The 13,222-nt window shown below is 59.4% G+C and carries 12 protein-coding genes; 2 read left to right on the top strand and 10 right to left on the bottom strand.

Annotation, left to right across the window (positions count from 1 at the left end; translation table 11 throughout):
- Nucleotides 1-2: 2 nt before the first annotated feature.
- Together Q0J85_RS00975 and rbr are read right to left on the bottom strand one after the other, a co-directional pair.
- Complete coding sequence (locus tag Q0J85_RS00975) at nucleotides 3-1,361, bottom strand: MATE family efflux transporter (protein ID WP_294477411.1); 1,359 nt, start codon at nucleotides 1,359-1,361, stop codon at nucleotides 3-5.
- 136 nt (nucleotides 1,362-1,497) lie between these two features.
- A complete protein-coding gene (gene rbr / locus Q0J85_RS00970; RefSeq protein WP_294477409.1) occupies nucleotides 1,498-2,073 on the bottom strand; it encodes a rubrerythrin in 576 nt (191 codons plus the stop codon).
- A 190-nt stretch (nucleotides 2,074-2,263) separates the two neighbouring features.
- Between rbr and Q0J85_RS00965 the strand changes: the two genes are divergently transcribed.
- Nucleotides 2,264-3,754: a carboxypeptidase M32 gene (locus Q0J85_RS00965; RefSeq protein ID WP_294477407.1), complete on the top strand. Its 1,491-nt coding sequence runs from the start codon at nucleotides 2,264-2,266 to the stop codon at nucleotides 3,752-3,754.
- Between the two features lie 7 nt (nucleotides 3,755-3,761).
- Here the strand turns inward: Q0J85_RS00965 and Q0J85_RS00960 are convergent, their stop codons facing one another.
- From Q0J85_RS00960 to Q0J85_RS00950, 3 genes are all read right to left on the bottom strand, one after another.
- Nucleotides 3,762-4,502, bottom strand: a complete 741-nt coding sequence (locus tag Q0J85_RS00960; protein WP_294477406.1) for a prepilin-type N-terminal cleavage/methylation domain-containing protein — start codon at nucleotides 4,500-4,502, stop codon at nucleotides 3,762-3,764.
- Nucleotides 4,503-4,781: 279 nt separating this feature from the next.
- Entirely contained in the window at nucleotides 4,782-5,618 is an 837-nt protein-coding gene (locus tag Q0J85_RS00955) for a glycoside hydrolase family 16 protein (RefSeq protein ID WP_294477404.1), read from the bottom strand.
- A 14-nt stretch (nucleotides 5,619-5,632) separates the two neighbouring features.
- Nucleotides 5,633-6,292, bottom strand: coding sequence for a hypothetical protein (locus Q0J85_RS00950; RefSeq protein ID WP_294477402.1), 660 nt, complete (start codon nucleotides 6,290-6,292; stop codon nucleotides 5,633-5,635).
- 184 nt (nucleotides 6,293-6,476) lie between these two features.
- Here Q0J85_RS00950 and Q0J85_RS00945 point away from each other — a divergent pair, with 184 nt between their 5' ends.
- The gene (locus Q0J85_RS00945; protein ID WP_294477400.1) at nucleotides 6,477-7,589 is read left to right on the top strand and encodes a LacI family DNA-binding transcriptional regulator; all 1,113 of its coding nucleotides are present in this window, start codon (nucleotides 6,477-6,479) and stop codon (nucleotides 7,587-7,589) included.
- Here the strand turns inward: Q0J85_RS00945 and Q0J85_RS00940 are convergent.
- From Q0J85_RS00940 to Q0J85_RS00920, 5 genes are read right to left on the bottom strand one after another with little or no spacing between them, the layout of a single operon-like run.
- Nucleotides 7,586-8,149, bottom strand: a complete 564-nt coding sequence (locus tag Q0J85_RS00940; RefSeq protein ID WP_294477398.1) for a DJ-1/PfpI family protein — start codon at nucleotides 8,147-8,149, stop codon at nucleotides 7,586-7,588. The genes Q0J85_RS00945 and Q0J85_RS00940 overlap by 4 nt on opposite strands.
- Nucleotides 8,150-8,174: 25 nt before the next feature.
- Nucleotides 8,175-9,710 (bottom strand): sigma 54-interacting transcriptional regulator, encoded by a 1,536-nt coding sequence (locus Q0J85_RS00935; protein WP_294477396.1) that lies wholly within the window; start codon nucleotides 9,708-9,710, stop codon nucleotides 8,175-8,177.
- 34 nt (nucleotides 9,711-9,744) lie between these two features.
- Nucleotides 9,745-10,986: an LL-diaminopimelate aminotransferase gene (locus Q0J85_RS00930; RefSeq protein WP_294477394.1), complete on the bottom strand. Its 1,242-nt coding sequence runs from the start codon at nucleotides 10,984-10,986 to the stop codon at nucleotides 9,745-9,747.
- Nucleotide 10,987: 1 nt separating this feature from the next.
- A complete protein-coding gene (dapF, locus tag Q0J85_RS00925) occupies nucleotides 10,988-11,818 on the bottom strand; it encodes a diaminopimelate epimerase (protein WP_294477393.1) in 831 nt (276 codons plus the stop codon).
- Nucleotides 11,815-13,206 carry a glutamate synthase subunit beta gene (locus Q0J85_RS00920; RefSeq protein WP_294477391.1) on the bottom strand — a complete coding sequence of 464 codons (1,392 nt, stop codon included), beginning with the start codon at nucleotides 13,204-13,206 and terminating at the stop codon, nucleotides 11,815-11,817. The genes dapF and Q0J85_RS00920 overlap by 4 nt, the downstream gene beginning before the upstream one ends.
- Nucleotides 13,207-13,222: the final 16 nt, after the last annotated feature.

Below are 13,222 nucleotides of genomic sequence, written 5' to 3'. Positions count from 1 at the left end.
GGTCAGTTCCGGGTGATGTTTCTCACCCACTTGTACTTGCGGTAATGGAGCATGACCCACGGAATCTTGCCGACTTCGTCGAGGCAGGTGCAGGCATAGACCAGCAGCACCGGCAGCCCGAAAACGAACGCCCCCAGAAACGCGCAGGGCAAGGCGATCCCCCACATGCAGACCGCCAGACTGTAAACGTCGAACAATGTATCCCCGCCCGCGGAAAAGATCCCGTTGATCACCACCGTGCAGACGCAGCGGCCGATCATGTAGACGGCCAGAATCATGAACATCCCGACCATGTAATGATGCGCCTGTTCCGAGAGCACGAGAGATCCGGAAATCAGCGGAATCGAGCCGAGAATCACCACGCTCGAAACTCCGCCGATGAGAAATGAGAGAATCATCGCTTTCTGACCGCAGATCTTCCCCGCCCGGAGATTCCCCGCTCCAAGCTCGTTCCCGATCAGGATTCCCGCGCCCGCGGCGATGCCGTTGCAGAGACAGCACATGAGGTCGCGCACCACGGCGGCAATCGCATTGGCCGCCGCCGCATCCGGCCCGAGATGCCCCATGATCGCCGTGTACGAAGTGAACCCGATTCCCCAGAGCAGAAAACTGCCGAGCACCGGCAGCGTATAATGCCAGAAATCCCGGAACAACATCACGTCAAAATGGATGAACGCCTTGAATTTCAAGGCAATAAATCCTCTTTCATAACTCGAGGCAATACACCACACCAATTCGATGACCCGGGCGATCACCGTCGCCAGCGCCGCCCCTCGCACCCCCATCGCCGGCAGCCCGAACCAGCCGAAGATCAGAATCGCATTCAGGACAATGTTCAAAATCACCGCGCCGGAACTGATCCACGCCGACCGGGAGGCGTGTTCGCTCACGCGCATGATCGCCAGATAACACTGCGACACGCCGGTCAGCAGATACGACCACCCCGCCACCCGCAGATACTCCGCGCCGATCTCCACAAGTTCCGGATCGTGCGCGAAAAGCAGCATGAGCTTCTCCGGGAAAAAACAGCAGCCGAGAAAGAATATCGCCGACACCGGCAGCGCCTCGTGGATGCTCAGGCTGAAGATTTCGCCCATTTTCCGGAAGTCCCGCTTCCCCCAGTATTGCGCTCCGAGGATGCCGACTCCGCTGACGATCGCACCAAGCAGCATGTTCTGCACAAACTGGATCTGCGTCGCGAGCGAAACGGCCGCCATCGCATTCTGGCTGACCTGCCCGAGCATGACCGCGTCGGCCGCGGCGACCAGCGCGAGCATGAGATTCTGCAGCGTGATCGGAAAGGCCAGGCCGAGCAGTTTCCGATTGAAAACCCGGTCGCTGAATAACTCTCTGATGTTCATTTTCCCTCCGGAACCCGGCGTTTCCCCGGCAGACATACCCCACGACGGACGGAAAACCGCCCGCGCGGGCCGCCGTGAAAAAAAGAGGGGGGAAACGAAACCGTCTCCCCTCCCCCGTTTTCAAGCCGGACAGCGATTACCAGTTTTCAGCCAGCACCTCGAAGTAGGCCTGCGGATGCGCGCAGGCCGGGCAGACCGCCGGAGCCTCGAAGCCGACGTGCAGGTAGCCGCAGTTCAAGCAGCGCCAGACGACCTCTTTCGGTTTCTTGAAGACGGTGGCGTTCTTCAAATTCTCAAGCAGCCCGCGATAGCGGCGCTCATGCTGTTTCTCGGCGACGCAGACGCGCTCCCACACCTCCGCGATCTCCGGAAATCCCTCCTTGCGGGCGACTTCCGCAAACGACGGATAAAGTTCGCTCCACTCCTCGTGCTCGCCGCCCGCGGCGGCGGTCAGGTTCGCGATCGTGTCGGAGATGACTCCGGCCGGAAAGCTCGCGGTGATCTCAAGATCGCCGCCCTCGAGGAATTTGAAGAAGCGTTTCGCGTGTTCTTTCTCCTGATTCGCGGTCTCCTCGAAGATGTTCGCGATCTGGACATACCCCTCCTTGCGGGCGACGCCGGCAAAGTAGGTGTAACGGTTGCGCGCCTGGGACTCCCCGGCGAAGGATTTCATGAGGTTCTTTTCGGTTTCTGTTCCCCGGATGGATTTCATCTTGCTTTCCTCCAATGTTTGACCTGCAATTCGTCCGTCGCGCGGGCGCGACGCTCCGACACCGCCTTACAGTAGCAGAATTCCCGGAAAAGTCAAGCCGGGAGAAGGTCCGGATTTCCACTTCCCTTGCATTCCGCCGCAGCGCCTCTATATTATAGAAAAAAACGTTGATGATCGGAGGAAGAATCCCATGACAAAGAAATTCAGGGCACTGCTGGAACAGATTCACGAAATCCGAGATCTCGCCGCGACGCTCGCGCTTCTGGAGTGGGATATGCAGACCTATCTGCCGTCCGGCGCGGTGGAGGGGCGCGGCGCCCAGATGGAGACCGTCTCGGGGGTTATTCACGAAAAACTCACCTCCCGGGCGTTCGCCCGCGCGCTGGAAGCCGCCGAAGCGGATGAATATGAATCCGGTTCGTTTGAAGCGTCGCTGCTGCGCAAACTGCGGCATGATTTCGAGAAAGTGCGGAAAATGCCCGCACGGCTCGTGCGGGAGATCGGAGCGGCCGGTTCCGCCGCCTACGGTGCGTGGATGTGCGCGCGGGAAGCGCAGGAGTTCGCGCCGTTCGCGCCGCATCTGGCGAAACTCCTGGAACTGCGGAAAGAGCAGGCTGCGCTCTTCACCCCCTCCGGCCATCCGCTCGATCCGCTGCTCGACGATTACGAGGAGGGTCTCACCGTCGCGGAGATCGATCCGGTTTTTGCGGTACTGCGCCGGGAGCAGACCGCGCTGGTCCGTGCGGCCGCCGACCGGGAACAGCCGGACGATTCGTTTATCCGCAGCGATCCGTTTTCGCCGGAGAAGCAGCTCGAACTGGCCCGATTCGCGGCGAAACGGATCGGCTACGACTTCCGGCGCGGACGCATCGACCTCACGGAACACCCGTTTACGACGAGTTTCGGGCTCACGGACGTGCGGATCACGACCAAGGCGTTTCCGCATCTGCCGCTTTCGTGTCTCTTCAGCACGATCCATGAGGCGGGACATGCGATCTACGAACAGGGAATCGACCGGAAGTTCGACCGCACGCCGCTGGCGGACGGGGCGTCGCTCGCATTTCACGAGTCGCAATCGCGGCTCTGGGAGAATCAGGTCGGCCGCGGGCTTCCGTTCTGGCGCTGGTTCTACCCGTACATGCAGCGCAAATTCCCGGGCAGGCTTGACGCCGTTCCGCTCGAACGTTTCTACGGCGCGATCAACCGGGTCGAACGCTCCCTCGTGCGCATCGAGGCGGACGAAGCGACCTATAATCTGCACATTCTGCTGCGGTACGATCTGGAAAAAGCGCTGTTTGAAAACCGCCTCTCCGTCGCGGAACTCCCGGAGGCGTGGAACGAAAAGATGCGCGAATATCTCGGCATCGTCCCGCCGAACGACCTGACCGGCGTGCTTCAGGACGTTCACTGGGCGGGCGGAAGTTTCGGATATTTCCCGACTTACGCGCTGGGGAATCTCATCGCCGCGCAGGTGTGGAGTCTCGCGCACAAGGAGATCCCCGATCTCGATGAAGAGATCGCGTCCGGACGGTTCTCCACATTCCGCGCGTTCCTGCGGAAAAAGATCCACCGCTACGGAGCCTCGCTGCCGCCGAAAGAGCTGCTGCGGAAATTGACCGGGGCGGAGAAGATCGATCCCGCCCCGTTCCTCGCGTATCTGCGGGAAAAATATTGCAGCTGACAGCAGGTCATTCGGTCAGCGTCGCCGGCAGAGCGCTGTATTTCGATTCGAATTCCGAGCGATTGATTCCGGCGACGTGCCCGTCGGCAAAAAGCGTGTTACCGAGACGATTGTGGACGAGATAGACGCAGGCGCCCCCGCTGAGTTTCTCATAGATTTTCACGATATAATACTGGCTGTTTCCGGAACCGTTCACCGAATCCAACAGTATCGGGAGCGCCGAGGCGGATCGTATCCGCTTCAGATTCCAGTATCCCTCGATGGAACTCCATGGATTCCACGGCGCGATTCGCCACCCCTCCATCACTTCCTTCGTGCCGTTGTTCATCATGCCGCTGCTCATGCCGTAGGTGGAAATGTAACTGTAAAATGCGCCGTACTGGCTCTCCGTTGCCCCGGAATTCATGATCGCCGGGCATGACAACACCGATTGCCCTCCCCGGGTCGGAATGGGCAGGTAGCCGGCATCGACCAGAATCTGCCCCCAGTATTTTTTAGAATCGCTGCTTTGCGGAGCCAGTCCATTATTTCCGTCGGCATAAAGTTGAACCGCCGTACCAAGCTGCTTCAGATTGCCGATACAGCGGGATGCTCTTGCCCGCATCCGCGCCTGGTTCAGCGCCGGCAACAGCATCGACGCCAGAATCGCGATGATCGCAATCACGACGAGGAGCTCTATAAGCGTAAATGCCGCTTTGGACACTGCCCGGCCATGGGAGACAGGGGGCGTGTCCGCCGTTCCCCGCATGGCTGCGGTCGGCCGGCGCGAGGGGAAAGAGCTGTAATGACAAGATGTTACGCCAGAGAAAAAATTATGTCGTATAATATCAATTATGTAATGTTTTTCTGGTGTGTTCATCATTTTCCTGTTCTCCATTGTTTTTTTGACATTATTATCTATCAGCAAGTTATCATATTTTTCTGCATCATATAATTGATATTATGCGTCTCGGTATACCAATGCAGCGGGGATCAGCGGTACGATCGAAAGGCCGAATTTTCGCAACGACGTGCCTCTGTCCGGCCATTACCGGATCTCTCTTTGATAGTAGCGGACATAATCGATTTCATACCGCAGAGGAAAGATCTCCGGATCGACGGGCCCGCCCCATCCCCCCAGGGCAAAATTGAGCTTGAGTTCAAACGGATTCCGGAACGGGTTGTCCTTCCCCTCTCCAGCCTGGTCGATCGAGAATTTTGAAGTCATGCGGTCATCATAGTAGAAGCGAAGCTCGCTCTCATCCCATTCCAGGGCGTAGATATGAAAATCCTCGTATGGTTTTCCGGCGGCGATGCGTCTGGCGGCATGATGATGCTTTCCATCGCTCCCTTTGTAATGGACATCATTGATGAGATTCGAGGGATCTTTTCCGAGATACTCCAGAATGTCGATTTCGCCGCACTCGGGCCACCATTTGCCGGAATATCCGCTTTTTCCAAGCAGCCAGAAAGCCGGCCAAGTACCCTTTCCGGCAGGAATCTTCGCCCGGATTTCAATTCGCCCGTAAAGGAAATCGCGTTTCGCAAAAATACTGGCGGATGTGTATTCGGCGAATTCCACCTCTTTCCAATTGGTGCTGCCGGGTACGAAACCGGGATTTTTCATCTTTTCCCGGCGGGCCTCCAAAATCAGCATTCCGTTTTCGATCCGGCAATTTTCCATCCGGTCGGTATAAAACTGCGACTCCTGGTTCCGCCGCAATCCGGTTTCGTATCCCCATTCCACCGGATCGGGCCGGCCGGGACTGTCGAATTCATCGGCCCAGACGAGACGCCAGCTGTCCGATTTCGTTTTTTCCTCCGCGACTCCCCAAAGACAGATTCCCGCGGCAGCCACCAGGACGGCGATTTGTTTCCCAATCATACATGGTCTCCTTATCATTTTTCCTGCGGTAAAACTTCCAGCCGGCAGTTGAGCGACCATTCGCGCAACTTTCCGGTCATTCCGACCGGACTGATCCGCACGGAAAAGCTGTTTTGAGCAAATTTTCGATTATCCTGTACACTCACATCGAATCTCCCCGTCACTCTGATCGCCCTCCCGCCCGCCGGGGCGATGACAACCTCCGCAGCCCGGTTCTTCCGGTACAAACCGATGCCGCGCACCTGTCCGGGAAGAGAAACCGGGACGTTGTCAATGGAAATCGTGCTCTCCGCACGCCCCGCCGGGATGTCGAAACTGACGGAAAGAGCCCGGCAGACCACCTCCTGCGGCGCGGTAATGCTCCAGGAACAATTCACCACCCCCTCTCCGGCGGGAAGCAGTTCCTCGGCAAGCGTAAAATTCTCGCTGGAATCGGCGGCGGGAAACGTGCCGCTTACCCAAACCCGCTCCGGGCCGATCATCGACCTTTCATCCGGATTCAGCGAGCGCTGCATGCTGCCGGCCCACTTTTCGCCGATGTGAATGACATACACCGCAACATCTCCGATCCGCATCGAACCGTCCGACGCCGTTTTCAAGGAGGAAGGCAGTTCAACTGCCACTGCGGGCAAAATGAGCGCGATGATTGTGAAAAAAGGAAATATTCGTTTCATGATCTTTCCATCCCGATTATTGTTCACGGTCTGCAGCAACCACAGTTATGATCCGGACGTTAAATATTATGACGGAAAACGCGTGTATCGACAAGCGTTATTTTCATAATCTTTGAAATTACAGCTTGAAAATTTCAGAAACATTCATATATTATCCTCGTCACCAATCAGAGGAGATGCTGCTATGTCGATGACAATAAAAGCAATAGCGGAGGCTTCCGGTGTTTCTGCAGCAACCGTTTCCCGAATCATCAACGGAACGGCAAGGGTTGCGCCGGAAAAACGGGCAAAAGTTCTGGCCGTCATGGGAGAACGGCGGGAACCGATTCGCAGGCGGGAGAGAACGTCACGGGGCATCAACATCGGGGTGCTGCTGTTGCCGGAGGCCCATTTCGACTCGTTTTCCATGCTGGACAAACTTTGCGAACTGACGGATACCCTTCCCAGGAAATCCATTCTCACGCTGTTGTCGCCGAACATTCTGCCGCAGGCACTCGAGGGCAGTTTCCGGCGCGGGGAACTCTCCGGAATGCTGATCGGAGGACATCGGATCGAATCGGAGGATCTGCGCCGCGTCGTGGAACGTATTCCGCACGTCTGGTTGAACTCCCATTGGCTCGAAGAATCGGAAAAAAACATTTTGATGGGAAATGAATTCGCCGGAAGGCTTGCGGCACGCTATCTGAAGAAATGCGGCTGCCGGATGCCCGCGGTGCTGCGGCTTGCATCGCTCAATCCGGGTTATGCGGCCCAGTGCGACGGGTTTCTTTTCGAATATTTCTCCATGAAGCAGGAGTGTCTCTGCATTGAACTGAAATTTCCGAGCGCCTCGGATCTTCTGGAAACCGCGGAGGAGAGCATTCTCGAGCAACTCCTGGAGTCGAAAGAGCTGGAGAATGCGGACGGATTTTTTTTCCCGGAAGAACGACTGACCACCCTTTATTACCGCCAACAAATGAAACGGGGTGTTCCTGTTCGCCACCCGGTCGTCTCCTGCAACCACACTCCGCGCTATCTTTGCGGATACTACCCACGGCCGGCGACAGTTGATCTCGGCCCGCGTCAGCTTGCCAGATTAGCTTTGAACGAATTGCTCGATATCATCAATGATGGGAATACCCTCAGAGATAAAATCACAACAATCGTCACCCCTCTCTTGACGCCGGGAGAGTTGTATGACGCCACTACCTGTTCAGAAAATAGAAACACCGGAGTGCTGAGGAGCTTTTCCATGCAGGATGCGGGAAATTCATCCCTGCAACATTCAGCTGCGTCGGAGCGATCTGATCCGCTCTAGCGCAGCAGCGCGAGCAGCTGCCTGAGCCACTCGGGGTGCGCGGGCCACGCCGGAGCGGTCACGAAATTGCCGTCGGTCACGGCGCCGGTCATCGGCAGATCCACGAATTCGGCTCCGGCCAGCTCGATCTCCGGACGCACGGCCGGATAGGCGTTGATCCGCTTCCCCGCAATGACTCCGGCGGCGGCGAGCAGCTGCGGACCGTGACAGACGGCGGCGATCGGTTTCCCATGCCGGTTGAACGCGCGAATCAGCTCGATCACGCGAACGTCGAGACGCAGATACTCAGGCGAACGGCCGCCGGGCAGGACGAGAGCATCGAACTCTTTCTCCTCCACAAGGTTGAAGTCCCCGTTCAATGCAAAATTGTGCCCCCGCTTCTCCGAGTAGGTCATATCCCCCTCGAAGTCGTGAATCGCGGTCCGGATCACCTCCCCGGACTTCTTGCCGGGGGCAACCGCAACAACCTCGAATCCCGCCATCTGAAGCGCCTGAAACGGCACCATCATCTCGTAATCTTCAACGTAATCCCCGGCGATCATCAGAATTTTTTTCATCATGCAACCTCCTCTGGATCAATCCGTTTTATTCTCCGTCGACATACCACTCCGGGGTGATGCCGAGTCGGCCGATCTTGTAGTGGATCACGCGCGGCGAAAGCCCGAGACTGCGCGCGGCCGCGGACATATTCCCGGAATTCCGCTTCAGCGCCTCGACGATAAGCTCACGCTCGTAGGAGTCCACAAGCACATTGAACGACGCCTTGCCGTCCGGCAGCAGCTGAGAACCCGACTCCTTGCCGGTCTGCAGCGAGGGCGGCAGGTTGTAGCCGTGAATGCAGTCGTCCTGCGCCGTCAGCACCGCCCGCTCGATGCAGTTCTCCAGTTCGCGGACGTTGCCCGGCCAGTGGTAGGCCATGAGCATGTTGATCGCGGGCGTCGAGAGACGCGACACCTTTTTCCCGTACTTGAGATTCATCTTCTCGATGAAATGCTCCGCCAGAAGAATAATATCGCTCTTCCGCTTCGACAGATCCGGCATCACGATCGGAAAGATGTTCAGCCGGTAGTAGAGGTCCTCCCGGAAGAGCTTGCGACTCATGAGATCCTCGAGATTCCGGCTCGTCGCGGCGAGAAACCGGACGTTCGACCGCAACTCCACATTGCTGCCCACCCGCGAAAAGGTCCGCTCCTGAATGAACCGCAGCAGCTTCACCTGCGTCTGCAGCGAGAGGTCGCCGATCTCATCGAGAAAGAGCGTCCCGCCGTCAGCGGCCTCGGCACGCCCGATGCGGCGGCCGACCGCGCCCGTGAACGCCCCTTTCTCGTGGCCGAAGAGTTCGCTCTCAACCAGATTCTCCGGCAGCGCCGCGCAGTTCAGGCAGACGAAAGGTTTATCCTTGCGGTTGGACAGGTTCACAATCGCGCGGGCAACCAGCTCCTTGCCGGTCCCGGAACTGCCGCGAATCAGTACGGTCGCATCCGAGGGGGCAACCTGCCGGATCAGCGCGTAAACCTGCTGCATCGCCCGGCAGTTGCCGACCATTTCTCCCGGATTTTCCGAGAGCATCTCGCGGAGTTTGCGGTTTTCCTCGAGCAGACTCTCGCGCTCCTCATGTTCCTTCATGACGGCGGCAACCGCCTCGGCGGCGATGTTGCCGATGATCTCGAGCAGCGCCATGTCGTTCTCCAGATCGGTGTCCGGCGTGATGAGCCGGTCGATGCTCAATGTGCCGATCACCTGTTCAAGGTGGATGATCGGCACGCAGATGAAAGCGACCGGATCCTTGTAATCGCGCGACTTCGTCCGGTTCAAAAACCGGTGGTCACTGCGGATATCCGGAATCAGGTGCGGACGGCCGGTCTCGGCCACATGTCCGGTGATTCCCTCCCCGATCCGGTAGCGTCCGAGCTGTTTTTCGGCTTCGTCGAGCCCCTGCGACGCCTCAATGACGAGCGTGTCGCCGTGACGCAGCGTGAATGTCCCGCGCAGCATGCCCATGCGGCGATTCAATACGTCCAACACCTTGTTGAGAACGGCGTCGACGTTGCGCTCGTGCACAATCGCCGAACTGATTTCCTGCAGAACCGTGATCTCGGATTTCAATCGTTCGTCCATCATATCGCATCATCTCCCACCGGTTCGGCCGGTCACATCAGTCGAAAAGTGCGGCAGACCGGATTCGCTCGACCGCCTCGGCAGTGCGTTCACGATCCCCGAAAGCGGTCAGCCGGAAATATCCCTCCCCGCCCGGACCGAACCCGACGCCGGGAGTCCCGACTACGCCACACCGTTCCAATAATGTATCAGCAAAACGCATGGAGTCAAGCCCGCCGGGGAGTTTCCACCAGATATAAGGCGCATTTTCTCCGCCGAACACGGTGTACCCCGCCCCGGAGAGTCCCGCCCGGATGATCCGCGCGTTCTCCATGTAGTAGTCGATCTGCCCGCAAATCTGCGGGAAACCGGACTCGGAATAGACCGCCTCGGCCGCCCGCTGCACAATATAATTCACGCCGTTGAACTTCGTGCACTGCCGCCGGTTCCAGAGTGCGTTCAAACTCTGCATCGAACCGTCGGAGGCACGTCCGGTGAGCGCTTTCGGCACGACCGTGAATGCGCAGCGCACCCCCGTGAATCCCGCCGTCTTGGAGAACGATTTGAATTCGATCGCGACCTCTTTCGCACCGGGAATTTCATAGATGCTGTGCGGCAGCTCCGGATCACGGATGTAGGAGCTGTAGGCGCTGTCAAAGAGAATCACGCTCCCATGCTCCTGCGCATAGATCACCCACTTCGCGAGTTCCTCGCGCGGGAGGACCGTCCCGGTCGGGTTGTTCGGGCTGCAGAGATAGATGAGGTCAACCGGTTCTTCCGGCAGCGCCGGACGGAAACCGTTCTCCGCCGTCGCGGCGAGATAGGTGATTCCCGCAAAACGACCCGTCGCCGCATCGCGCGCACCGGTGCGGCCGGCCATGACGTTCGTATCGAGATAAACCGGGTAGACCGGGTCGCCGATCGCGACACGGCAGTCCGTATCGAAAATCTCCTGGATGTTTCCGACGTCGCATTTTGAACCGTCGCTCACAAACACTTCGTCCCGTTCGAGTTCGACTCCGCGCGGCGCATATTCGCCGCGAATGATCGCATCGATCAGGAAGTCGTACCCCTGCTCGGGGCCGTAACCACGGAACGTCTCCGCCGAAGCCATCTCGTCGACCGCCCGGTGCATCGCTTCGATGACGGCCGGGACGAGCGGCCGGGTCACGTCGCCGATTCCGAGCCGGATGATGTCCGCTTCCGGGTGGGCGGATTTGTAGGCGGCGACTTTCTTCGCCATCGCCGCAAAGAGATAGCTGCCGGGGAGTTTCAGGTAATTCGAGTTGATTTGCGCCATTTCAGATCTTCTCCACAAGTTCGCCCCGGAACACCTCTACGGCCGGACCGGTCATATACACGTGATTGTCCACTTCGGAATACTCCACCTGGAGCTCGCCGCCGTCGAGCAGTACGGTCACGCGCGAATCCGTGCGGCCTGAGAGCCGCCCCGCGACCGCGGTTGCGCAACTGCCGGTTCCGCAGGCGAGCGTGACGCCGCAGCCGCGCTCCCAGACGCGCATGCGCACCATCTGCGGTCCGCGCACTTCCGCGAATTCGACGTTGATCCGCTGGGGAAACTGCGGATCGCATTCGAGCTGCGGACCCCACGTCTCAAGTTCGACCGTCCGGATGTCGGGCACGAAAATGACCGCGTGCGGATTGCCCATCGAGACGCAGAACGCGGTGAATTCGCGGCCGCCGACGTGCAGTTTCACTTCGCGCGCCTCCGAATCCGGATCTCCGGTCACGGGGATTTCTCCGCGCCGCAGCCGGGGTTCGCCCATATCGACCCGGACGGTGCCGTTCTCGAGCACTTTCGGGCGGACGATGCCGCCTTTCGTGTGGAGCTCAAAGTCGTTGCCGTGCGCGAGCATCCGCCGCTTGATGTAGAGCCCGACGCAGCGGGTCGCATTGCCGCACATCTCCGGTTCAGAGCCGTCGGCGTTGTAAATGCGCATCTCAAACGCATTGCCGGAGAGGTGGCGGATCGTCACGACGCCGTCGGCACCGACGCCGAAATGTCGGTCGCAGAGCCGCGCGGCAATCCCGCGAACATCGAACGTTGAACTCTTCGGCAGCTCGGTCAGGATGAAATCGTTGCCGAGCCCGTGCCACTTGGAAATCTTCATAATTCACCTCCCGCAAGATAACGGTCCGCCTCGGCGGCGACCCGCCGGCCCGCCGCGATCGCCCGCACCACGAGCGACGCTCCGGAGGCACAGTCCCCCGCGCAGAAGATGCCGCGTTCCGGAGCGGGCTGCACGCGGCCGCGTTCATCGACTTTAAGTCCGAGTTCCGCTGCGACGCCGTCGGCCGGAACGCCCGTAAATCCCATAGCGAGCAGCACGAGGTCGGCGGGAATGATCTCCTCCGATCCGGCCACCTCCCGGAAACGCAGCGGCTTGCCGAGCGGAGAGAGCTCCCATTCGACCGTCACGGCTTCGATCCCGGTGACGCGCCCCTCTTCGACGAGGAAACGTTTCGAGGCGAGATTCCACCGCCGCTCTCCGCCCTCCTTGTGGCTCGAACTCGTCCGGAGCATGTAGGGCCACTCGGGCCACGGCGTCGAGGGCGAGCGGTCGACGGGCGGCTTCGGCATGATCTCGATCTGGAGAATCGACTCCGCGCCCTGCCGGACCGAGGTGCCGACGCAGTCGCTGCCGGTATCGCCGCCGCCGATCACGACGACGCGCTTCCCCGTCGCACAGACCGGAAGAGCGGCGCATTCGCGGCCGATCACGCGGTTCTGTCCCTGCAGAAATTCGAGCGCAAAATGAATTCCCTCCGCCTCGCGGCCCGGGATTTTCAAGTCGCGCGCCATCGGCGTGCCGATCGCCAGAACGACCGCGTCATGGCGGCGCGCCAGATAGTCACCGGAGACGTCGCGCCCGACTTCGGTGTTGAGTTCAAAGCCGATTCCGGCCTCCAGCATGAGCTTGATGCGGCGGTCGATGATCTTCTTCGCAAGTTTGAAATCCGGAATCCCGTAGCGCAGGAGTCCGCCCGGAGTCGCGTTCTTCTCGTAGACGGTCACTTCGTGTCCCGCGTAATTCAGCGCGGCGGCGGCGGCGAGTCCGGCGGGACCCGCGCCGATCACGGCCACACGGCGGCCCGTGCGCGACTTCGGGATGAGCGGCTTCACATAGCCGTTGCGGAATGCGGTTTCAGTCACGGCTTTCTCGAGCTGCCGGATCATGACCGGTTCGCTGTTGATGCCGTCCGTGCAGGATCCCTCGCACAGCGCGGGGCAGATCCGGCTGGTGAACTCCGGGAACGAACTCGTCGAGGCGAGAATGTTCCACGCTTTCTCCCAGTTTCCGGCCCCGGCGGCCGCGTTGATCTCGGGGATCACATTGCCGAGCGGGCAGCCGGTTCCGTGGCAGAACGGGATGCCGCAGTTCATGCAGCGTTCCGCCTGCCCCTTGAGTTCGTCGAACGAAAGAGTACGTTCGACCTCATCAAAATCCCGGCGGCGCAGTTCGACCGGGCGGTATATCTCCTGAATTCTCTGATTCATTGTCGTATCTCCTTAC

This window comes from uncultured Victivallis sp., from assembly GCA_944389935.1.
Taxonomy (GTDB): Bacteria; Verrucomicrobiota; Lentisphaeria; order Victivallales; family Victivallaceae; genus Victivallis.
Note: the sequence above shows the minus strand (reverse complement) of the source record. Positions and strands in the feature narration are given on the sequence as shown.

Bases quoted from the DNA above. Each gene is read 5' to 3' on its own strand.
- rbr (WP_294477409.1), bottom strand. From the start codon at position 2,073: ATGAAATCCATCCGGGGAACAGAAACCGAAAAGAACCTCATGAAATCC.
- dapF (WP_294477393.1), bottom strand. From the start codon at position 11,818: ATGAAGATTTCCAAGTGGCACGGGCTCGGCAACGATTTCATCCTGACC.
- Q0J85_RS00975 (WP_294477411.1), bottom strand. From the start codon at position 1,361: ATGAACATCAGAGAGTTATTCAGCGACCGGGTTTTCAATCGGAAACTG.
- Q0J85_RS00930 (WP_294477394.1), bottom strand. From the start codon at position 10,986: ATGGCGCAAATCAACTCGAATTACCTGAAACTCCCCGGCAGCTATCTC.
- Q0J85_RS00965 (WP_294477407.1), top strand. From the start codon at position 2,264: ATGACAAAGAAATTCAGGGCACTGCTGGAACAGATTCACGAAATCCGA.
- Q0J85_RS00955 (WP_294477404.1), bottom strand. From the start codon at position 5,618: ATGATTGGGAAACAAATCGCCGTCCTGGTGGCTGCCGCGGGAATCTGT.
- Q0J85_RS00960 (WP_294477406.1), bottom strand. From the start codon at position 4,502: ATGCGGGGAACGGCGGACACGCCCCCTGTCTCCCATGGCCGGGCAGTG.
- Q0J85_RS00935 (WP_294477396.1), bottom strand. From the start codon at position 9,710: ATGATGGACGAACGATTGAAATCCGAGATCACGGTTCTGCAGGAAATC.
- Q0J85_RS00920 (WP_294477391.1), bottom strand. From the start codon at position 13,206: ATGAATCAGAGAATTCAGGAGATATACCGCCCGGTCGAACTGCGCCGC.
- Q0J85_RS00950 (WP_294477402.1), bottom strand. From the start codon at position 6,292: ATGAAACGAATATTTCCTTTTTTCACAATCATCGCGCTCATTTTGCCC.
- Q0J85_RS00940 (WP_294477398.1), bottom strand. From the start codon at position 8,149: ATGATGAAAAAAATTCTGATGATCGCCGGGGATTACGTTGAAGATTAC.
- Q0J85_RS00945 (WP_294477400.1), top strand. From the start codon at position 6,477: ATGTCGATGACAATAAAAGCAATAGCGGAGGCTTCCGGTGTTTCTGCA.